Origin of the sequence: Nostocoides sp. HKS02 (assembly GCF_009707485.1) — a bacterium.
Taxonomy (GTDB): Bacteria; Actinomycetota; Actinomycetes; order Actinomycetales; family Dermatophilaceae; genus Pedococcus.
On sequence record NZ_CP046121.1, the window covers coordinates 3,462,214 to 3,482,451 of the forward strand.

Consider the following 20,238-nt stretch of genomic DNA (forward strand, 5'->3'; position numbering starts at 1 on the left):
TGTCGGGTGTTGAGGACGACGGCGGCCGTGGTCGCGGGCAAGGCGGCACGGGCCGCGTCGCGACTGCGCGGCGGGGGATCGGCGCTACCCGGGCTGGTCGCCGAGCGGCTCGACCCGGGATTCCTGACCCACGCGCTCTCCGAGGTCCGCGGCGGCATCGTCGTCGTGAGTGGCACCAACGGCAAGACCACGACCACCAAGATGCTCGTGGCGGTGCTGCGCGCCCACGGCCACACGGTCTTCACGAACCCCACGGGGAGCAACTTCACCCGCGGCGTCATCTCCTCGATGCTCGGCGAGCTGCCGCTACGGGGTCGGCTCCAGGCAGATCTTGCGGTCCTCGAGCTCGACGAGGCGCACGCCCTGAAGTTCGCGGCGGCGGTGCGGCCGACCCACTCGCTGCTGCTCAACGTCGCCCGCGACCAGCTCGACCGGTTCGCCGAGATCGACCACACCGCGCAGCTGCTCGCGACCCTCGCGGAGCAGACCACCACCGGCGTGGTGCTCAACCTCGACGACTCGTTCGTCTCCCGGATCCGCGACCGGGTGTCCGACGGGGTGCAGGTCACCTACTTCGGCGTGGACGCGTCCATCGCCGACCGGCTGCCCGAGCTTCAGGAGCAGGACGTCCGGTTCGACGACGGCTTCACGCCACCGGTTGCCGGGCCTGACGACGGGCTGCTCAAGCCGTCCGACGAGCGGACGTTCGAGGTGCTGTTCGGCGGTCGCGCGGTCGGGCCGCTGGAGCTCCAGCAGCGCGGACTGGCCGCCATGATCAACGCCACCGCCGCGACGACCACCGCTCGGGCCCTGCTGGGCGCCGACTTCGACCCCGAGCTGACCGCACAGGCGCTGCGCGCGGTGACGCCGCCGTTCGGCCGCGGTGAGGTGGTCATGGTCGACGGCCAGCCGCTCGAGCTGGTCCTCGTGAAGAACCCCGCCGGGTTCACGGTCGCGCTCGGCACCTACGGCTCGACGCCGGTCGCGACCATGATCGCGATCAACGACAACTACGCCGACGGTCGCGACGTCTCGTGGCTCTACGACGTGAGCTTCGAGAGCTTGCGCTCGCGCGGGGTGGGCGTGACCAGCGGCGTGCGGGGGTACGACATGGCGCTCCGGCTGCAGTACGACGACGTGCCCGTGGCTGTGGTCGAGACCGAGCTGGACCGCGCGCTGGACCTGTTCCTGGCCCGGCATCCGGACGAGCCGAAGCGCATCTTCTGCACCTACACGGCGATGATGGCGCTGCGTCGCACGCTGGCCGCCCGGTACGACCTGCCCGACATCGGCGAGGAGGCGTCATGAGCAAGGGTGAGATCCACGTCGTCCACCTCTACCCGCGTGAGATGAGCATCTACGGCGACCTCGGCAACACCCGCTGCCTCGCCTCCCGGATCCGTCGCCACGGCTACACCCCGGTGGTCCACCAGCACCATCCCGGTGGCGAGTTCCCCGAGCAGGCCCACCTGGTCCTCGGGGGCGGCGGACAGGACTCCGGGCAGGTGCGCGTCGAAGCCGACCTCGAGCAGATCGCCGACCGGCTGCGGTCGCTGGCGCAGGCAGGCACACCCATGCTCATGATCTGCGGGATGTACCAGCTGTTCGGCAACGCCTTCATCACCGTCGAGGGCAAGCGCCTGCCGGGGCTCGGCATCCTCGACGTGACCACCCAGGGCAACGCCAAGCGGATGATCGGGCCCGTCGTGCTGTCCACCGAGTTCGGCGATGTCGTCGGCTACGAGAACCACTCCGGCTCGACGACCCTCGGCGCGGGGCAGGCACCGTTCGGGACCGTGCGCTCCGGACTCGGCAACAACGGCACCGACGGCACCGAGGGCGCGAGGACGGGCAATGTCGTCGGCTCCTACCTCCACGGTCCGATCCTGCCGGCGAACCCGGCCCTCGCCGACGCGCTCATCGGGCTGGCCGCCGAGCTGGCCACGGGGGCGCCGTTCGAGCTGGCGGCGCAGGACGACCACTTCGCCGACGAGGCGCGCACCCGCCAGGTGCGACGTTTGGTCAAGCGCGGCTGAGCAGCGTCAGGCGTGGCGGACCCGCCGTCAGGCGTGGCTGAGCACTGAGCCGACCTGGTCGGCGAGCAGGACGGCGACCCGCAGCTGGTCGGGGCTCGGGCGGACGACCCGCGTCGAGGCGGTGAGCAGGAAGTGCCCGACGAGGCGGGCCCCGCTGCGCACTGGCAGGACGATCTCGGTGTCGACCGGCAGACCGTCCCGGGCGACGTCGATGGTCCGCCCCGACCGGACCACGGTGCCATCGGCCCACACGGTCGGCTCCAGGTCGTTACCGGGATAGCCGCTCACGTAGTGGCAGCGGTCGATCCCCAGGACGTCGGTGATGCGGTGGGAGACTCCCTGGACCAGCCTGCCCGGGTCCCGCGTGGACCCGCCCAGAGTGCCCGCCGAGTCGACGAGCCCAGCCAGGTACCCCGTCGTCCGGCTCGCCCGGGCCTGCTGTCGTCGGCCCCACAACGCCAGCTCGGCCACGGCGACCCCCACGGTGACGAGCAGGACAGTGACCTCGACGTCGGCCGGCGCGGTGATGGCGAGCTGGCCCTGCGGCGCCGTGAGCAGGACGTCGAACCACAGCGCACTCGACACCGCGGCGGTCAGCCCGGCGGCCCGGATCCCCGTGGCGGCAGCGGCCACGACGACGACCACCAGCGCCAAGGCGGCCGAGGCGTTCGGCACCGACGCGCGCCAAGCCGCCAGCACCGCGCACAGGACCAGCGGGGCTGCCGCCGCGGTAACCACGATGACTGGTTGGCGTTCCGAGATGACTCTCCGGATGTCCATACCGCCATCACGCCGCGCGGACGGCGTCCGGGTCAAGGCTCTTGACGCGATCTGTACGGGGACACCGGCCGGTCGGACGACGCGTCGCCGCCGGGGAGGGGCGAGAATCGCCGTATGACGAGGGGCTCGCTGCGGGTGTACCTCGGGGCCGCGCCGGGCGTCGGGAAGACGGTCGCGATGCTCTCGGAGGCCCACCGCCGCAGGGAGCGGGGGACCGACGTCGTCATCGGGGTGTGCGACAGCCACGGTCGGGCGTACACCGCAGCCCTCATGGACGGGCTGGAGCGGCTTCCGGTGCGGCAGGTGGAGCACCGCGGGGTGACCCACGTCGAGCTCGACGTCTACGCCGCCATCGCGCGCAGGCCCCAGGTCGTGCTGGTCGACGAGCTCGCCCACACGAACGCCCCGGGCAGCGGCCATGCCAAGCGCTGGCAGGACGTCGACGACCTCCTCGAGGCGGGCATCGACGTGGTGTCCACGCTCAACATCCAGCACCTCGAGTCACTCAACGACGTCGTCGAGGCGATCACGGGTCTGCGACAGGACGACACGGTCCCCGACGAGGTGGTCCGCCGGGCGGACCAGCTCGAGCTCGTCGACATGTCGCCCCAGGCGCTGCGCCGTCGGCTCGCCCACGGCAACGTCTATCCCGCGGAGAAGGTGGACGCGGCCCTGGCGAACTACTTTCGCGAGGGCAACCTCGGGGCCCTGCGCGAGCTGTCTCTGCTGTGGGTGGCGGACCGGGTCGAGGAGGGCCTGGACCGGTACCGGACCGACCACGCGATCGTGGAGACCTGGCCGACCCGGGAGCGCGTCGTCGTGGCCCTCACCGGCGGCCCGGAGGGGCGCACGCTCCTTCGCCGTGGGGCCCAGATCGCCTCGCGAGGTGCGGGTGGGGAGCTCCTCGCCGTCTACGTGACCCCTCCCGACGGGCTGGTGGCCGCCCGGCTCGAGGATGTCGCCGACCTGCGCCGGCTCACCAGCGAGCTGGGCGGCACCTTCACCACCATCAAGGGCGCGGACGTCGCCGAGTCGCTGCTCGACTTCGCGCGCAGCGTCAACGCCAGCCAGGTCGTCATCGGCGCCTCGCGGCACCCACGGTGGCAGGCCGTGTTCGCCCCCGGGGTGGGCCAGCGGGTGGTCGACGGCTCCGGCGACATCGACGTGCACCTGGTCAGCCACGAGCTGACGCGCAGCGCGCGCGTGCGCTGGCAGCTCGGACCTGAGCTCGGTCGGCGGCGCACGGCGCTCGGCTGGGTCCTGGCCACCCTGGGCACGGCCGGGCTGACCGGCATACTCCACGTCCCGGGGCACTGGCACGACCTGCCCCTCGAGGTGCTCCTCTTCCTGCTCCTCACCGTGCTGTCGGCGCTGCTGGGTGGGTTGTGGCCGGCCATCGTCGCAGCGGTGCTCGGCAGCCTCTCGCTCAACTGGTTCTTCACCCCGCCGGTCCACACCTTGTCCATCGCCGACTCGCAGAACCTCGTGGCGCTGCTGGTGTTCCTCATCGTCGCGGTGTCGGTCTCGTCGGTGGTCCACCTCAGCGAGCGCCGTGCTGCTTCGGCGCGCGCGGCCCAGCGCGAGGCTGCCGCCCTGGCGTCGTCGGCGGAGTCCCTGCTCGGCGAGCGCGACCAGCTGCCCGCCCTGCTGCGCCAGGCCGTGGACTTCTTCGGGGTCGACGGGGCGGCCGTGGTGAGCCGGTCGGACGTGCGCGAGCCCTGGTCGGTGGTGAGCGCCACCGAGGGCTTCGACGTCGAGGCGATCCCGTCCGCGTCGGTCCTCGCGCCGGTCGACGACCGACGCTCGCTCGTCCTGCTCGGGCGGGTGCTCAGCGGTGCCGACCGCCGGTTGGTCTCCGCCTTCGCCGCCCGGGCGGGCGCGCTCGTGCGCCGCGACGAGCTCGTCGAGCAGGCGCGGCGCGCGTCGGCCCTGGCCAAGGACAACCGGGCCCGCACCGCGCTGCTCGCCGCGGTCTCCCACGACCTGCGCACGCCGCTGGCCAGCATCAAGGCGGCCGCATCAGGTCTGCGTCAGGGCGAGGTGTCCTTCAGCCCGGAGGACGAGGCATCCCTGCTCGAGACCATCGAGGAGTCGACCGACCGGCTCACGGCACTGGTGACCAACCTGCTCGACATGTCCCGGTTGCAGAGCGGATCGGTCACACCGCGGCTGGAGCCGGTCGACGTCGAGACCGCGGTGTCGGTGCCCGCCGCCCAGCTACCTGGCGGCGACCGGGTGCGCCTCGTCATCGCGCCCGGGCTGCCACCGGCGCTCGCCGACTCGGGCCTGCTCGACCGGGTGGTGGCCAACGTGCTCGAGAACGCGCTGCGCCACTCGCCCGGACGGCAGGAGGTGGTGGTGCACGCCTCGGCCGTCGCAGACCGCGTCCAGGTGCGGATCGTGGACCGGGGCGTCGGGGTCCCCGAGGAGGCGAAGGAGCTGATCTTCGCGCCCTTCCAGCGGTTCGGTGACGCGCCGCGGGCGGGCACCGGCGTGGGTCTGGGGCTCGCAGTGGCGCGGGGCCTGGTCGAGGCCATGGGAGGCACGATCGTCGCCGAGGACACCCCAGGTGGTGGCCTCACGGTGGTCCTCGAGCTCGCGGCGGCGGGCAGGCCGTCGCCCGCCAGCGCGGCGTCGCCGGCCCAGCCGGCTGACAGGATGAGGACGTGAGCGCGATCCTCGTCGTGGACGACGAGCCACACCTCGTCCGGACCCTCGCGATCAACCTGCGGGCCCGCGAGTACGCCGTGGAGACCGCCGGCGACGGACGTTCAGCCCTCACGGCGTTCCACGAGTCCCCGCCGGACCTCATCGTCCTCGACCTCGGGCTCCCGGACCTCGACGGCGTCGAGGTCCTGCGGCGGATCAGACAGGTCTCGGACGTGCCGGTGATCGTCCTGTCGGCGCGCACCGACTCGGTCGACAAGGTCGAGGCGCTCGACGAGGGGGCGGACGACTACGTGACCAAGCCCTTCGCCATGGAGGAGCTGCTGGCCCGGGTCCGGGTCGCCCTGCGCCGAGACCGCGACACGTCCGAACCCACCCTGCCACCGTTCGCCACCGACCGCTTCACCCTCGACTTCGACGAGCGGCAGGCCGTGGTCGCTGGGTCACCCGTGCGCCTCACACCGACCGAGTGGCGCCTCCTCGAGGTGCTGGCCCGCACGCCGGGCCACCTGGTCACCCAGCAGGAGCTGCTGCGTGAGGTGTGGGGTCCGCGCTACGGACGCGAGTCCAACTACCTGCGGGTCTATGCCAACCAGCTGCGCCGCAAGCTCGAGCCCGACCCGGGTCGTCCCCGGTACCTGCTCACCGACCCGGGCCAGGGCTACCGGCTGGTGGGCGACTGACCGGCATACCCCCGCAGTTCGGTGCCGCCCCCGCTGCAGGAAGGTCTGCTTGCAGAGGTTGCTGCAGCGAGACTATGGTGCAACCTGCCCTGGCGGCACGACCCTCTGCAAGCAGAGGTTCCTGCCGAGCGAGCGAGCGAGGGAGGGGGAGGAGCCAGAGATCAGGACGCGAGGTGGTGGGCAGCATTGTCGGCGGGTGCCTGTTTGGGGCTGAGCGACCACGCCAGCCAGCCGAGCGCCCCGAGCGGCACCTCCAGCACGTGGGTGAACACCGAGAACAGCACCGCCCCCGCCACTGCTTCGGGGTGCCCGGCCCCCCAGGCCACGAGCGCCGCGACCGTCACGGACTCGGTCACGCCGAGACCGCCCGGGGTGACGCCGACGGCGGTGGCGAGGCGGCCGATGGCGTATGCCGCGAAGAGCTGCCCGTAGAACAGGTGCACCCCCGTGGTGTGCATGCACAGCAGGAAGAGCAGGTAGTAGATGCCGAAGTAGCCCACCAGTCCCAGGGTCATCTTGAGCCACCCGGTGCGCACGACCTCGTTGATCCGGGCGCGCAGGTCCACGACCAGCGCCCGGACGCTCATGGAGCGCCGGTGGAAGAGCCGGCCGGCCAGCCGGTCGATGCCCTGGCCGATCGCGAGCGCGGCGCGTTCCGAGGCCACCATCGAGATGAACGTCGTCAGGATCACCAGCCCGGTTATCGTGGCCGCGATGGCCGCATCGGCGAGGGTCGCGGGCACGTCGGCGGAGCGACCCACCAGCAGGCCGATGATGGCGAGGGAGTGGCAGCGCGATGCGCGAGAGGACGTTCCAGACGCCGGTGACGATCGCCGAGGTCGAGATGTCGCGCCTCGAGAAGCCCCACGTGCGGCAGATCGTGTACGTCGCCGCCAGGCCCACGGCGCCGCCGCCGGGGAGCAGGTTGCCGACCGCAGACCCGGCGACGTTGACGATCAGCGCCTGCCAGTGACGCAGCCCCGGCATCGACCCGGTCAGCGTGAAGGTGTAGCAGTAGAGCCCCAGGACGACCCCGCTCACGAGCAGGAGGACGGTGGCGGTCGGGACCTGCTGCAGGACGCCCCAGACGGCACCCCAGGAGGTGTTGCCGAAGTGTGGCAGCCCCCAGACCAGCAGGAACGCCGCGAGGCCCAGACCCAGAACTGCCTGGACGGCCGTGCGCGCCCGGCTCCGGCCTGCCCGCTCGGTCTTGACGCGTCCCACCTCGGCGCTCACAGGCCCTCGAAGATGTCTCGTGACACGCGCAGCCCCGGCGGCCGGGCCGGGTCGATGAACCACTCGCGCCCGAACACGAGGTCGTAGAGCGGGCGCGGGATCCGCACGAACGCGGCCAGGGTGCGGTCGGCACCGTCCTGCGCACTCGCCTGCGACGCGTGGGCCCGCATGGACGCCCGTTTCGCGGCGGCATACCGGCGCACGGTGATGCGGTGGGTGATCTCGGCGCGCGCGCTGTACGCCCGGGTGAACCCGTCGCGGTCGAAGTCGGGTGGGAAGCGGTAGACCTTGGCGGCCAGGTCGATGGCCCGGACCAGCAGGTCGCGCGGCACGGTGGCCTGCAGCACTCGTGGCGTGGCGGCGAGCTCTGCGGCGCGTGCGCCGACCTCGTGGACCCGCACGTGGTCGCGGTGGCCGTACCCGCCGTGGCGGTCGTAGCTGAGCAGCACGGCAGCCTGCTCCTCGCGAAGCACGTCGGCCAACCGGGCGGCGGCCTCGTCGACCGGAGCGCTGATGAACCGGACCCGGCCCGGGGGGTCGGGGAACAGCTCGGGGCCCATCCCGCTGTCGGCGTACCCGAGGTGGACGACCCGCGCCACGCCGAGCGCCGCGGCCGAGGTGCGCAGCTCGTCCAGCCGCCGCGCGCCGAGCCGGCCGTCGGCGGCATACGCGTCCGAGGCCAGGCCGAGGTCGCCGTCGGTGGCCACCACGAGGACGACGCGGTGACCCTCGGCAGCCGCGCGCGCCATGGTGCCCGACGTGAGCAGGGCTTCGTCGTCGGGATGGGCGTGAAAGGCCACGAGGGTGTGGGTCATCACGAGTCATCCTGTCGCATGGGAGGCTCAGGACCGTGAAGGTGGCGCTGCTGACGGACTGTTACCTGCCCCGACTGGGCGGGATCGAGGTCCAGACGCATGACCTCGCAGCCCATCTGCGGGCTCGCGGCCACGAGGTGGAGGTGTTCACCGCGACGCCCGGCCCACACGGCGAGCGGCACGGGGCGGTCGAGGACGTCGATGGTGTGCCCGTCCACCGGATGGCGTTGCGGCTGCCCTGGGAGCTCCCCGTCAACCCGCTCGCGCCGCCCGAGGTGCGCCGCCGGCTGCGGGGTGGCGGTTTCGACGTCGCCCACGTGCACATGGGCGTGGTCAGCCCGTTCGCGACGGACCTCGCGGGGGTCGCCTTGGGCCTGGGGCTGCCGACCGCGATCACGTGGCACTGCCTCATGGGTCGCTCCCAGCCGGTCTTCCGTGCCCTCGGCCACGCGCGGCGGTGGGGCCGGCGCGGGGCGGCGCTGTCGGCCGTGTCGGGCCTCGCGGCTGCCGGGGTGCAGGCGGTCGTCGGTGATGCCGCGCAGGTGCGGGTGCTCCCCAACGGCATCGACGTCGCCGCATGGGCGCCCCCGGTCGGCCGGATGCCGCGCGGCGGCGGTCCGGTGCGCGTCGTCGCCGCGATGCGGTTCGCCGCGCGCAAACGACCCGGCGCCGTCCTGGAGATCGCGCGCGCGGCCCGGTCCCGGGTGGCCTCGGCGGTGGACCTGCACGTCGACCTGTTCGGGGACGGACCCGAGCGACGGCGGCTCGAGCAGTACATCGCCCGCCACGGCATGGGCACGTGGGTGTCGCTGCCGGGGCGGGTGAGCCGTGACGAGCTGCGGTCGCACTACTGGGCCAGTGACGTCTACATGACCCCGGCGCGGCTCGAGGCCTTCGGCATCGCCGCCCTCGAGGCGCGCACGGCGGGGCTGCCGGTCCTGGCCCGCGCAGACACGGGGGTGAGCGACTTCGTGACCGACGGGGTGAACGGCGTCCTCGGGCGTGACGACGACGCGCTCGCCTCGGCCCTGGCCGCGCTGGTCACCGACACCGACCTGCGCCGCCGGATCGCCGACGAGAACTCGACGGTCGCCCCCGCGCAGAGCTGGGCAGCGGTCGCGGCGCTGGCCGAGAGCGAGTACCACCGGGCGGGAGCGTCATGACGCAGGTGTCGATCCGGGTGCACGCGACGACGGACGGCGAGCGCGTGGTCGCCAGCTTCCTCGTCGGACACGGCGCCGACCCGGTCCGCGCCCTCGGACGGCTCGGCTGGGGCAGCCCCCGGCTCGTGGACGCCTTCCTCGAGGACGGTGGTGTGCTCGTGCTCGCGTACCGGGTGGTGCCGGCGACCCCGGAGGCAGGGGTGGAGGGCGTCGTTCCGACCGACGCGGACCTCGTGGTCGAGCCCGGGGAGCGGGCCCGTCCGTACCAGCGCACCGCGGCATACGGCGTGGTCACCAGCAAGCGGGGGCTGCTGCTCACCGAGCTGTCCGCGCGCACCTCCGCGCCCGGCCGGTGGACCCTGCCGGGGGGCGGGCTCGACCCCGGCGAGGAGCCGGTGGCGGCCCTGCACCGCGAGGTGTGGGAGGAGAGCGGCCAGCAGATCGAGGGGGTGCGGCTCCTCGAGGCGCACACCTCGCACTGGATCGGCCGCGCCCCCAGCGGGCGCCTCGAGGACTTCCACGCCGTGCGGATCGTGTATGCCGCGTGGTGCCCCGCACCGACCGACCCCGTCGTGCACGATGTCGGCGGCTCGACGGAGTCGGTGCGGTGGGTGCCGTTCGACGAGGTCGAGCGGTACCCCTTGGGGCGGTCGTTCGCGCCGCACCTGCGGCGCTGGCTCGAGCCGCCCCGCTAGCCCTGCTGGTTCTGCTCGCCCGTGCTCCGGCGCGGGCCGAGCACCCCCACGAGTCCGAAGGCCACGAGCACGGCGCCCGCCGCCACGATGCCGAGCGGGCCGACGTTGCCCCAGTCGACGGTGAAAGCGCCCAGCTCCTGGCCGAGGGCCAGCCCGGCGACGACCACGCAGACCAGGCCGAGCATGATCGCGGGCACGTGCGGCCCGGTGGGCCGCTGGGGGGTCACGATGACGGGGCGCTCGCGCTCGGCACCGAAGCCCTGGGGGAGTGGGCTGGTCTGGTCGCGCAGGTCCCGACCTGCTGTGTCGGGGCTGGCGACGGTCGGGTCCTGCTGGGCATCGCCCGGAAGGTTCGTGGTCACGGTGTCACTCCTTGCCGATGAGGATCTGGCCGAGGCCGACGTGTGCGGTCACCACGACATCAGCGGGGCCGGTGCCGAAGGTCTCGACGGTGCTGAGGTTGCGGCCACCACGGCCGTCCGTGGTGTCCGCGGACGGGTCCAGGCTGCCCGGGTGCCACTGCGCGATGTCGCCGACCGAGACCGTGCTGCGCACCTCGACGGTGTGGTCGGCCGGGATCCGGATGCGCAGCTCGCCCACTCCGATGCCCGCGTCGATGGTCCGGGGAGTGCCGGTGCTGGTCGGCAGCGAGGTCAGGTCCAGCTCGGCAGAGCCGGCCCCGAGGCGGTAGCGACTCGTGGTGTCGGTGGCGCTGGGCCGCCACACGCGGTCGCCGACCCCGCCGCCGAAGCTGAGGTTCGGCACGACCGACGCGGTCCAGGTGGCCAGGGCCAGGACGACCGCGATGAACCCGAGGAAGCCTGCCCGGCGGCCCGCGAGGCCGAAGCCGAGGACCCCGAGCCCGGTCACCGCGAGCGCTGACGCCAGGGCGACGACGTCGCCGCTGCCGCGCCACCCGAAGGTGTCGTGCCCCCAGAGCGCGAGCCCGTATGCCGCGAGGGCCAGGCCGCCGACGAGCGCCGCACCCGTGAAGCCGGCGCTGCGCCGACGTGGCGGACGGGGCACACGCGGGGGTCGCGGCGCGATCATGACCGGCGGGGGCGGGGGAACGCCGGGGCCGCCCGCAGCGGCGACGGTGGCCGGCGCGCCCACGAAGGGCGCGGTCGCGCCGGCGACAGGGGCGGTCGCGGCATAGGCCTGGGCTGACTGGGCCGGTTGGGCCGGTTGGGCCGGTTGGGCCGGTTGGGCCGGTTGGGCCGGTTGGGCGCGGTGACGGGTCACCATCCAGACCACCAACCCGCCGAGCACCAGCCACCAGAGCCACACCAGCCCGGGGCCGTCGTGGGCGAACCCGCCACCACCGAGCAGCGACAGGACGACGATGACGAGCAGGATGATGGGCCCGACGGCGCCCTCGCGGACGGCTCGCTCCGCGAGGATCTCGCCGCGGGCGTTGGGCAGGAAGGCCCACGCGAGGAGGTAGAGCGTGATGCCGATGCCGCCGAGAAGGACGAGCAGGACCAGGGCGGCACGCACGACGAGCCGGTCGACCCCGAGGCGGTTCGACAGGCCGGAGCAGACCCCGGCCAGCCACTTGTCGTCGGTGTCGCGGCGCACGTCGAGGGACCGGAGCCAGTCGAAGAACCGGTCGAGCGCTGAGGGCGCTGAGGACGCTGAGGGCCCTGACGGCGCTGCAGCGGTGTTCTGGGGCGGGCCGGCGACTGGCCCGGGGATCTGCGTCATAGCGACCATGTTGGTGGCGCGGCGGCCGCGCTGCCATGAGGGTCGACCCTGAACCGACCCTGAAGCGGCCGCTGACCACCCTGAGTTCCGTAGGAATCGTCGGGTGGGTGCGTCAGGATGAGGACATGCCCACCCCCTACGACCGGCCGAGCGGCACGGACGAGCCAGCAGTCGGGCAGCGACGTCCCGCCCGGCCCGCCTACGGCAGGCCCGTCGAGGGCAAGATCCTCGCTGGCGTCTGCGTCGGCCTGGCCGAGCACCTCGGGTGGCCGGTGCGGCTGGTGCGGGTGGCCTTCGTCCTGCTGTCCTTTCCGACCGGCGCGGGCGTGGTCGCCTACGTGTTCCTCTGGGCGCTGTCCCCGCAGACCGTCGGCGGCCTCACGCGTGGCGCGCGGCGGTCCGCCGATCCTGCCGACCTCGCGGCCCTCTCCGCGGCCGCGCGCCCGGTCGAGGTGCCCGCCCGCCCCGGTGAGCAGGAAGCCACCCGGGTGCTCCTCGTGGGCGGGGGACTCCTGCTCGTCGGCTTGTTCGTCGTCGCCCAGAACGCCGGGTTCAACGCCCGCCTGGGGATCCTCGTGCCCTTGCTCGTGGTCGCCGTGGGCGCGGTCATCGCCTGGTCCCAGCTCGACGACTCCGAGCGCGGGCGGTGGCTCGGATCCGAGGGTGGCACCCGCCGGTTCAGCGTGGCCCGGCTCGCCTTCGGCGTCGTCCTGGCGATGGCGGGCCTGATCGTGCTGGCCTCGCGCGGCCGCTCGCTCAGTGCGATCTGGGACATCGGGGCCGCGGCACTGGCCGTGCTCGCGGGCGCGATCCTCATCGCGGCACCCTGGGGGCTGCGCTTCTGGTCCGACCTGCGCCGCGAGCAGGCCGAGCTGGCGCGGGCCACCGAGCGCGCGGACATCGCCGCGCACCTGCACGACTCGGTGCTGCAGACCCTGGCCCTCATCCAGCGCAAGGCCGACGACCCCGGGGCGGTCACGTTGCTGGCCCGGGCCCAGGAGCGCGAGCTCCGCGCGTGGTTGTATGCCGGACCGACCGGCACCGATGCGACCCTCGCCGCCGCGATCGCGGAGGCGGCCCACGAGGTCGAGGACCTGCACGGCATACCGATCGACGTCGTCGCGACCGGTGACCGGCCGCTCGACGACGGCGGCACCGCGCTGGTGCGCGCGATCCGCGAGTCCCTGCTCAACGCGGTCCGCCACGGTGCTCCGCCGGTCTCGCTCTACGTCGAGGTCGGGCCGCTGGGCGTCGAGGCGTTCGTCCGCGACCACGGCCCGGGCTTCGAGCTCGACGACGTGCCGCCCGACCGCCTAGGCGTCCGCCAGTCCATCCTCGGACGGATGACCCGGCACGGGGGCGAGGCGCGGGTGCGGCGCCTCGAGCAGGGCACCGAGGTCAGCCTCACCCTGCCGCCACCGTCCGCCACCCAGCCCCCCACCCAGTCCGCCACCCAGCATGCCGCCGAGGAGAACCGTGAGCACGCCTGAGCTGAGCCCCGTCCGGGTCGTCCTGGTCGACGACCACCGGATGTTCCGGTCGGGGGTGCGCGCGGAGGTCGGCGACACCGTCGACATCGTCGGCGAGGCCCCCGACGTCGAGGCGGCCGTGGCCGTCATCCGCGAGGCCCGACCCGCCGTCGTCCTGCTCGACGTGCACCTGCCCGGCGGCAACGGCAACGGCGGCGTCGACGTGCTGCACGGGTGCCGGGGTCTCGAGACCGAGCAGGGGCAGCCGGTGCGGTTCCTCGCGCTGTCGGTCTCCGACGCGGCCGAGGACGTCATCGCCGTCATCCGGGCCGGTGCCCGCGGGTACGTCACGAAGACGATCAGTGCCGCCGACCTCACCCGGGCGATCCGGCGGGTGGCCGACGGCGACGCGGTGTTCTCGCCACGGCTGGCCGGCTTCGTGCTCGACGCCTTCGGCGCGGCGGCAGGCGAGGTCGCGGAGCTGGACGAGGAGCTCGACCGGCTCTCGGCCCGCGAGCGCGAGGTGATGAGGCTGATCGCCCGCGGCTACCAGTACAAGGAAGTGGCCAAGGAGCTGTTCATCTCGATCAAGACCGTCGAGACCCACGTGTCCTCGGTGCTGCGCAAGCTGCAGCTGTCCTCGCGCCACGAACTCACCGCGTGGGCCATGGGGCGGCGCCTCCTCTGACGGGTGCGCCGCGGGGGTGCGGGGCCCGGGTGAACGGCGGGTGCACCACGCCTGACCTGCGGTTATCCGCTAGGAGGGGGTTGCACACCGGGGTGGCGATCACTATAGATTCTGCCCGTGACCACCTTCGTTTCCGGCGAACAGGAGACTGCCGACCTCCTGGCAGCGATGTTCCCCGGCACGGATGCCTCGGCCGAGCTGGCCCGGGTCACCGACTGGTCGGCCACCAAGCTCGGGGACCCGCACGGGTGGCCGGAGGAGCTGCGGACCGCGATCCGCACGGTGCTCCCGTCCAAGGTGCCCATGCTGTTGTGGTGGGGCCCGGACCTGGTCCAGATCTACAACGAGGCGTACCGCCACCTGCTCGGCTCCAAGCACCCGCAGGCGATGGGTCAACCAGCTGCCGAGTGCTGGCAGGAGGTGTGGGACGAGCTGGGGCCGCTGACCGCCGACGTCTTCCACGGGGCCCAGGCAACGTATGCCGAGGAGCTGCTCCTGTTCCTCGACCGGCACGGCTACACCGAGGAGACCTACTGGACCTTCTCCTACAGCCCGATCCGCGACGCCGACGGCAGCGTCCTGGGCGTCTTCGTGGCGACCACGGACATGTCCAAGCCGGTCATCGAGACCCGCCGGCTCGACACGGTGCACGCCCTGGCCGTGGTCTCCAGCGCCGAGCTGGGCAGCCCCCAGGAGGTCTGCGACCAGGCGATGCAGATCATGAGCAGCAACCGCCGGGCCCTGCCGTATGCCGCTCTGTACCTGCGCGACGAGCACGGCACCGGTGACCTGGTGCTCACGTCGTGCTACGGCGTCGAGCCCTCCGCGCGCGCGCTGCCGGAGCGCATCCCGGCCGCCTCAGAGCACCCGTTCCGCCAGGTCGCGACCCAACGCCGCAAGAAGTTCGTGTCGTTCGGGCCCGAGGACGACCTGCGAGCCGAACCCGGTCCGCTCGGTCCGGTGCGCCCGAACAGCGCGATGGTCCTGCCGGTGCGCACCGGCCACGCGCCGGCCGTCGCAGGCGTGCTCGTCCTGGGCGCCAACCCCTACCGCCAGCTCGACGACTCCTACGGCAACTTCCTCGACCTGATCACCCGCCAGGTCGCCACCCTCCTCGCCGATGCCGCCGCCACCCAGCACGAACGGGGACGGGCCGCGGCCCTGGCCGACCTCGACACGAGCAAGACCCGGTTCTTCCAGAACGTCAGCCACGAGTTCCGCACCCCCCTCACCATCGCCATGTCGGCGACCCGTGAGCTGCGCGAGCAGCACCTCGACCCCGCGCTGGTCGACCACGTCGATGCGGTGGAGCGCGCGGTCGGGCGGCTCAACCGCCTCGTCGACGCCCTGCTGGAGTTCGCTCGTGCCGAGGCCGGCACCCTGGTCCCGGTCGTCGAGGCCCTCGACGCCGCGGCATACACCCGTGAGCTGGTCAGCATGTTCCGCAGCGCGCTCGAAAGCGCTGGTCTTGCCTTGGAGCTCGACGTCGCCGAGGTCGGGACGACCTGGCTCGACCGCGAGGCCTGGGCCAAGGTCGTCGTCAACCTCGTGTCGAATGCGTTCAAGTTCACCGACTCCGGTTCGGTCTCGGTCGCGCTGCGGCGCGAGGCTGACGAGCTCGAGCTGACCGTGTCCGACACCGGGTGCGGCATCCCGCCCGAGGAGCACGAGCATGTCTTCGAGCGCTTCCGGCAGGTCAGTCGCGAGTCGCGCCCCGGCGTGCCCGGTGCGGGCATCGGCCTGGCGCTGGTGGCCGACCTCGTCAGGGCTCACGGGGGCACGGTGACCGTGGCGAGCGCGCTCGGTCGTGGCAGCACGTTCACGGTCCGGCTCCCGGTCGGCACCCCGGCCACGGGGCAGCGGCCGGCCCCGACCCACCCGGCGCCGGCAGCCCTCCCCGAGCTGTCGCTGGCCGGCCTGCTCGACCGGCCGGACGCGCAGGCCCCGCCTGCCGCGACCACGACCAGTGCCAGGAGCGCGGCTGGGGCCGCGCCCTCGACCGGGACCGGCGTCGGACGGCTGCTCCTGGTCGAGGACCACGCTGACCTGCGCGGCTACCTCACCCGGCTGCTCACCTCGGACCGCTGGGAGGTCACCGCGGTCGGGGACGTCGCGTCCGCCCTGGCGGCGCCGGAGGTTCCCGACCTGGTCCTGTCGGACATCATGCTGCCCGGGCAGAGCGGGCTGGACCTGGTCCGGATGGCGCGGCAGGACCCCCGCATGACGCACGTGCCGATCATCCTGCTCTCGGCGCGGGCCGGCTCCGAGGCGGCCGCCGAGGGACTGGCCGCGGGGGCCGACGACTACGTCGTCAAGCCGTTCGAGCCGGTCGAGCTGTTGTCCCGCTTGCGGGTGCACCACCAGCTGGCCCAGCAGCGCGCTGCCGCCCTTGGCCAGGCCGAGAACCGCGCCGACACCCTCGAGCTGGCCCTCCTGACCGGCCGCAGGATCGGGATGGCGATGGGCATCCTGATGGCCCGACACGGCGTCACCAGTGACGCCGCGTTCGACCTGCTGCGCCAGCACAGCGCCAACCACAACATCAAGCTGCGTGAGGTCGCCGAAGAGGTGCTGCTCACCGGCGAGCTGCCCGCGTAGGGGAGGCCCGCAGCCGGGGCTCCGAGCCCTGACGTCAGTCCCGCGGGCCGGCCGCGGGCCCACCGCGTCCGGTGCTGCGTGGCGCGGCATACCCGCCCTCGGGCGGCACCATCTCGGCTCGCACCCCGAGCAGCCTGACCGGCCGGTCGTCGGCGAGCTCGCGGAACAGGTCGAGCGCCGTGCCGGCGATGACGTCGGCGTCGAAGGTCGGTGTGGGGAGCTTGCGCACGCGGTTCGTCGTGAAGAACGGCGCGAACCGCACCTTGAGAAACACCCGGGCACAGGGGCGGCCCTCGCGGCGGAGGTCCTCGACGACCTGCGCCGCGAGCGCCCGCACCGCGTCGGCCACCTCCTGCGGCAGGGCGAGGTTCGACTGGTAGGTCGTCTCCCGCCCGTGGGCGCGGGCGACCCACGGGGTGTCGTCGACGGTGGCGGAGCTGACGCCGCGCCCGAGCCGGCCGTAGTGCGGCCCCATGGTCGGTCCGAACTCCGCGACAAGCTCGGCCTCGTCGGCCGCGGCGAGCTCGCGCACCGTGGTGTAGCCGCGCGCCGACAACCGCGCGGAGATGCGCGGCCCGACGCCCCACAGCGCGATGGTCGGGCGGTCGCCCATCACCTCGAACCAGTTCTCCCGGGTCAGCACGAACACGCCCTGGGGCTTACCGAAGTCGGTGGCGATCTTGGCGCGGACCTTGGTGTCGCCCACCCCGACCGAGCAGTGCAGGTCGCTGGCGTCGAGGACGGCCGCACGGATCCGCTGGGCATACGCGACCGGGTCGTCGGTCGTCACGCCCACGAACGCCTCGTCCCAGCCGAGCACCTCCACGACCGCGCCCGGCATACCCCGCAGGGTCTGCATGACGACCGCCGACGCGGCCTCGTAGGCGGGCGCGTCCACGGGCAGCAGCACCGCCTCGGGGCAGCGTCGCACGGCCGTCTTGAGCGGCATCCCGGAGCGCACCCCGAATGCTCGCGCCTCGTAGGACGCGGTCGACACCACGGCGCGCTCGGTCGGGTCGCCGCGCCCGCCCACGATGACGGGTAGTCCGGCGAGCTCGGGGCGCCGCAGGATCTCGACGGCAGCGATGAACTGGTCGAGGTCGACGTGCAGAACCCATGGCGCTGGCTGCGTCATGGCGATCATCCTGCCCGCTGCGCGGCCCGCCCGCAGCCAGGCGTCAGGGGACGAGCAGCAGCTTGCCGGTCGTGCGGCGTGCCTCGAGGTCGTCGTATGCCGCCGCCGCCTCCTCGAGGGGGTAGCGGCCCCCGACCTCGAGGCGCAGGTGGCCCGCGGCCAGCGAACCGAGCACCGAGGTGCCGCGTTCGACGAGCTCGGCGCGGGTCGCGATGTAGTGGCCCAGCGTGGGGCGGGTGAGGAACAGCGACCCACCGGAGTTGAGCCGCTGGATGTCGAAGGGCGCGACCTGGCCGCTCGAGCCACCGAAGAGCACCATCATGCCCCGCGGCCGCAGCGAGCCGAGCGAGGCGTCGAAGGTCGACTTGCCCACCCCGTCGTAGACGACATCGACGCCCCGTCCGCCGTTGGCGGCCCGGACCTCGGCGGCCAGGTCGGTCGCGTCCCGGTAGTTGATGGCTGCCGCGGCGCCGAGCTCGCGGGCGATGCCGAGCTTGTCCGCGGACCCCGCCGTGGCGATGACCTTGCCCCGCTTGGCCGTGATCATCTGGACCAGCAGCTGACCCACGCCGCCGGCCGCGGCGTGGACAAGCGCCACCGTGCCCGCTCCCACGGCATACGTCGAGTTCACCAGGTAGTGGGCGGTCATGCCCTGGAGCATCGCCGCAGCGGCGACCTCGAGGTCGAGGCCGGCGGGAACCGGCACGAGCGTCGAGGCGGAGCGGTTCACCAGGGTGGCTGCCGCGCCCAGGCCGCCACCCCAGGCGACCCGGTCGCCCTCGTCCAGCGACTCGACGCCGGGGCCGACGGCCACGACGGTGCCCGCCCCCTCGGAACAGGAGACGAACGGGGTTGGCAGCGGGTAGACGCCCTGGCGCTGGTAGACGTCGATGAAGTTGACGCCCACGGCAGCCACCGCCACCGTCACCTCACCCGGCCCGGGGGGAGCGACGTCGACCTCTCGCACCTCCAGGACCGAGGAGTCGCCGGTACGGGGGACCACGAGTGCGCGCGCTGAAGTCACCTCGCCACTGTAGGCCGACCCCGCCTGGCACCTGCGGCACCCGGCGATGAGTTCTGGCCAGCGTGGGAGTCTGATCTGGTGCAGGCGGCACCATTCTGGAGGAGGTCGGTGATGGACGAGGAGTTCACCGCGGAGCTGGTCACGAGCCCCAACCCGGGCGGCTGGACGTATGTCGTGTGGCCGCGCTCAGCCGAGTACTTCGGCACCCGGGGCCTGGTGAAGGTGCGCGGCACGGTCGACGGCGTTCCGTTCGAGAGCTCGTTCATGGCGCTGGGCGACGGCACCCACAAGCTGCCGGTCAAGGCCGCGGTCCGCACGGCGATCGGCAAGACCACCGGTGACGAGGTGACGGTCCGGCTGGTCGAGCGCGTGGACCGCCCCGACCCTCGATCCACCTAGAGCCGGGCGATCGCGGCGTCGAGCATCGCCTCGGTGAGCTTGCCGGTGAAGGTGTTCTGCTGGCTGACGTGGTAGCTGCCGACGAGCCGCACCTCGCGCCCGTCGGGCGCGGTCAAGGCAACCTCGACGCCGTGGCCGAACCGCGGTTTGGGTCGCGGGACCGCCCAGCCCAGTCGGCGGGCGGCGCCCAACGTCGCGTCCCAGGCGATGGACCCGAGCGCCAGCACCGAGCGCAGGCGCGGTGCGGCCAGCTCGAGGTCGCGGTCCAGCCACGGGGCGCAGGCGGCCTTCTCGGCCAGGGTGGGCTTGTTGGCCGGGGGAGCGCAGCGCACCGTCGCCACGATCCGTATGCCGCGCAGCTCCAGCCCGTCGCCGCTCGCCCACGAGTCGGGCTGGGTGGCGTACCCGGCACGGAACAGCGCGGCATACAGCCAGTCGCCCGAACGGTCGCCGGTGAACATGCGCCCGGTGCGGTTGGTGCCGTTCGCGGCAGGCGCCAGCCCCACGATGAGGCGCTCGGCCGTCGGGTCGCCGAACCCCGGGCCCGGGCGCCCCCAGTACGGCTGCTCGGCGAAGGAGGCACGCCGTCCACTCGTGGCGACCGCCTCGCGCCACTGGACCAGGCGCGGGCACGCGCGGCAGACGCTGATCCGCGCGTCGAGCTCGGCGACCGAGTCGACCGACCGAGCCAGCGAGCTGACCTGGTCCGGCGTGAGGGCCACCGGAGTCGTCGGGGTAGCGGGGTCGCCCGGCCACCCCGTGCCTGCGGGGACCGGCGAGTCGAACCGTTGGCCGGTCACCGGGTGCTCGCAGCTCATGGGCTGAACCTATCTGTCGCCCGTGGCACGTAGGCTGGAGCCGATATGAGCACGCTGTTCGACGACCTCTTCCCCGAGCCCGGCACCCGACCGACGGCAGCGGCTGCCCGCGCGACCGCCGTCGACGAGCGCGGCGTCCCCACCTGGGCCCAGGCGGCCGCCGAGGGCAGCGGTCCCGACGACGGCGCCGCCCACCGCGCCGACCCCGAGACCCTCCTCGAGGGACTCAACCCGCAGCAACGCGCGGCCGTCCTCCACGAGGGCAGCCCGTTGCTCATCGTCGCGGGGGCCGGGTCGGGCAAGACCCGGGTGCTCACCAACCGGATCG

At 73.3% G+C, this 20,238-nt stretch carries 19 protein-coding genes and 1 pseudogene; 12 read left to right on the plus strand and 8 right to left on the minus strand.

The features are described from left to right. The first annotated feature begins 6 nt into the window (after positions 1 to 6). Both GKE56_RS16695 and GKE56_RS16700 read left to right on the plus strand, forming a co-directional pair. A complete protein-coding gene (locus tag GKE56_RS16695; protein WP_154685505.1) occupies positions 7 to 1,308 on the plus strand; it encodes a Mur ligase family protein in 1,302 nt (433 codons plus the stop codon). Continuing rightward, positions 1,305 to 2,036, plus strand: a complete 732-nt coding sequence (locus GKE56_RS16700; RefSeq protein WP_154685506.1) for a type 1 glutamine amidotransferase — start codon at positions 1,305 to 1,307, stop codon at positions 2,034 to 2,036. The genes GKE56_RS16695 and GKE56_RS16700 overlap by 4 nt, the downstream gene beginning before the upstream one ends. A 27-nt stretch (positions 2,037 to 2,063) precedes the next feature. Here the strand turns inward: GKE56_RS16700 and GKE56_RS16705 are convergent, their stop codons facing one another. Beyond that, positions 2,064 to 2,816 (minus strand): DUF4118 domain-containing protein, encoded by a 753-nt coding sequence (locus GKE56_RS16705; protein ID WP_154685507.1) that lies wholly within the window; start codon positions 2,814 to 2,816, stop codon positions 2,064 to 2,066. A gap of 114 nt (positions 2,817 to 2,930) precedes the next feature. Here GKE56_RS16705 and GKE56_RS16710 point away from each other — a divergent pair, with 114 nt between their 5' ends. Next, positions 2,931 to 5,486: a DUF4118 domain-containing protein gene (locus GKE56_RS16710; protein WP_154685508.1), complete on the plus strand. Its 2,556-nt coding sequence runs from the start codon at positions 2,931 to 2,933 to the stop codon at positions 5,484 to 5,486. Next, positions 5,483 to 6,166, plus strand: a complete 684-nt coding sequence (locus GKE56_RS16715; protein ID WP_154685509.1) for a response regulator transcription factor — start codon at positions 5,483 to 5,485, stop codon at positions 6,164 to 6,166. The genes GKE56_RS16710 and GKE56_RS16715 overlap by 4 nt, the downstream gene beginning before the upstream one ends. Before the next feature lie 161 nt (positions 6,167 to 6,327). Here the strand turns inward: GKE56_RS16715 and GKE56_RS17730 are convergent, their stop codons facing one another. Continuing rightward, positions 6,328 to 6,927, minus strand: coding sequence for a lysylphosphatidylglycerol synthase domain-containing protein (locus tag GKE56_RS17730; RefSeq protein WP_230209054.1), 600 nt, complete (start codon positions 6,925 to 6,927; stop codon positions 6,328 to 6,330). A 35-nt stretch (positions 6,928 to 6,962) separates the two neighbouring features. On the opposite strand from GKE56_RS17730, the gene GKE56_RS17735 reads away from it, so the two are divergent. Further along, positions 6,963 to 7,139, plus strand: a complete 177-nt coding sequence (locus GKE56_RS17735; RefSeq protein ID WP_230209055.1) for a hypothetical protein — start codon at positions 6,963 to 6,965, stop codon at positions 7,137 to 7,139. A 259-nt stretch (positions 7,140 to 7,398) separates the two neighbouring features. Here the strand turns inward: GKE56_RS17735 and GKE56_RS16725 are convergent, their stop codons facing one another. Continuing rightward, positions 7,399 to 8,217, minus strand: coding sequence for a PIG-L deacetylase family protein (locus tag GKE56_RS16725; protein ID WP_154685510.1), 819 nt, complete (start codon positions 8,215 to 8,217; stop codon positions 7,399 to 7,401). A 35-nt stretch (positions 8,218 to 8,252) separates the two neighbouring features. Here GKE56_RS16725 and GKE56_RS16730 point away from each other — a divergent pair, with 35 nt between their 5' ends. Both GKE56_RS16730 and GKE56_RS16735 read left to right on the plus strand, forming a co-directional pair. Then, the gene (locus tag GKE56_RS16730; RefSeq protein WP_154685511.1) at positions 8,253 to 9,380 is read left to right on the plus strand and encodes a glycosyltransferase; all 1,128 of its coding nucleotides are present in this window, start codon (positions 8,253 to 8,255) and stop codon (positions 9,378 to 9,380) included. Next, positions 9,377 to 10,075, plus strand: coding sequence for an NUDIX hydrolase (locus GKE56_RS16735; protein WP_154685512.1), 699 nt, complete (start codon positions 9,377 to 9,379; stop codon positions 10,073 to 10,075). The genes GKE56_RS16730 and GKE56_RS16735 overlap by 4 nt, the downstream gene beginning before the upstream one ends. Here the strand turns inward: GKE56_RS16735 and GKE56_RS16740 are convergent. Further along, positions 10,072 to 10,437: a hypothetical protein gene (locus GKE56_RS16740; RefSeq protein WP_154685513.1), complete on the minus strand. Its 366-nt coding sequence runs from the start codon at positions 10,435 to 10,437 to the stop codon at positions 10,072 to 10,074. The genes GKE56_RS16735 and GKE56_RS16740 overlap by 4 nt on opposite strands. A 4-nt stretch (positions 10,438 to 10,441) precedes the next feature. Further along, a complete protein-coding gene (locus tag GKE56_RS16745; RefSeq protein ID WP_195908190.1) occupies positions 10,442 to 11,779 on the minus strand; it encodes a PspC domain-containing protein in 1,338 nt (445 codons plus the stop codon). A 125-nt stretch (positions 11,780 to 11,904) separates the two neighbouring features. On the opposite strand from GKE56_RS16745, the gene GKE56_RS16750 reads away from it, so the two are divergent. From GKE56_RS16750 to GKE56_RS16760, 3 genes are all read left to right on the plus strand, one after another. Then, positions 11,905 to 13,269, plus strand: a complete 1,365-nt coding sequence (locus tag GKE56_RS16750; RefSeq protein ID WP_154685515.1) for an ATP-binding protein — start codon at positions 11,905 to 11,907, stop codon at positions 13,267 to 13,269. Then, positions 13,238 to 13,936 carry a response regulator transcription factor gene (locus tag GKE56_RS16755; protein WP_154685516.1) on the plus strand — a complete coding sequence of 233 codons (699 nt, stop codon included), beginning with the start codon at positions 13,238 to 13,240 and terminating at the stop codon, positions 13,934 to 13,936. The genes GKE56_RS16750 and GKE56_RS16755 overlap by 32 nt, the downstream gene beginning before the upstream one ends. Before the next feature lie 117 nt (positions 13,937 to 14,053). Beyond that, positions 14,054 to 16,534, plus strand: coding sequence for an ATP-binding protein (locus tag GKE56_RS16760; RefSeq protein WP_154685517.1), 2,481 nt, complete (start codon positions 14,054 to 14,056; stop codon positions 16,532 to 16,534). A gap of 34 nt (positions 16,535 to 16,568) precedes the next feature. On the opposite strand, the gene GKE56_RS16765 is transcribed toward GKE56_RS16760, so the two are convergent. After that, complete coding sequence (locus GKE56_RS16765) at positions 16,569 to 17,669, minus strand: DNA polymerase IV (RefSeq protein WP_370518424.1); 1,101 nt, start codon at positions 17,667 to 17,669, stop codon at positions 16,569 to 16,571. Positions 17,670 to 17,712: 43 nt separating this feature from the next. Next, a complete protein-coding gene (locus GKE56_RS16770) occupies positions 17,713 to 18,693 on the minus strand; it encodes a quinone oxidoreductase (protein ID WP_154685519.1) in 981 nt (326 codons plus the stop codon). Positions 18,694 to 18,804: 111 nt separating this feature from the next. Here GKE56_RS16770 and GKE56_RS16775 point away from each other — a divergent pair, with 111 nt between their 5' ends. Continuing rightward, complete coding sequence (locus tag GKE56_RS16775) at positions 18,805 to 19,092, plus strand: DUF1905 domain-containing protein (RefSeq protein ID WP_154685520.1); 288 nt, start codon at positions 18,805 to 18,807, stop codon at positions 19,090 to 19,092. Here GKE56_RS16775 and GKE56_RS16780 read toward each other — a convergent pair. Continuing rightward, positions 19,089 to 19,910, minus strand: a complete 822-nt coding sequence (locus tag GKE56_RS16780; RefSeq protein ID WP_154685521.1) for a uracil-DNA glycosylase — start codon at positions 19,908 to 19,910, stop codon at positions 19,089 to 19,091. The genes GKE56_RS16775 and GKE56_RS16780 overlap by 4 nt on opposite strands. A 45-nt stretch (positions 19,911 to 19,955) precedes the next feature. Here GKE56_RS16780 and GKE56_RS18460 point away from each other — a divergent pair. Next, a pseudogene (locus GKE56_RS18460) lies at positions 19,956 to 20,189 on the plus strand (hypothetical protein); the annotation flags it as partial. Positions 20,190 to 20,238 lie beyond the last annotated feature (49 nt).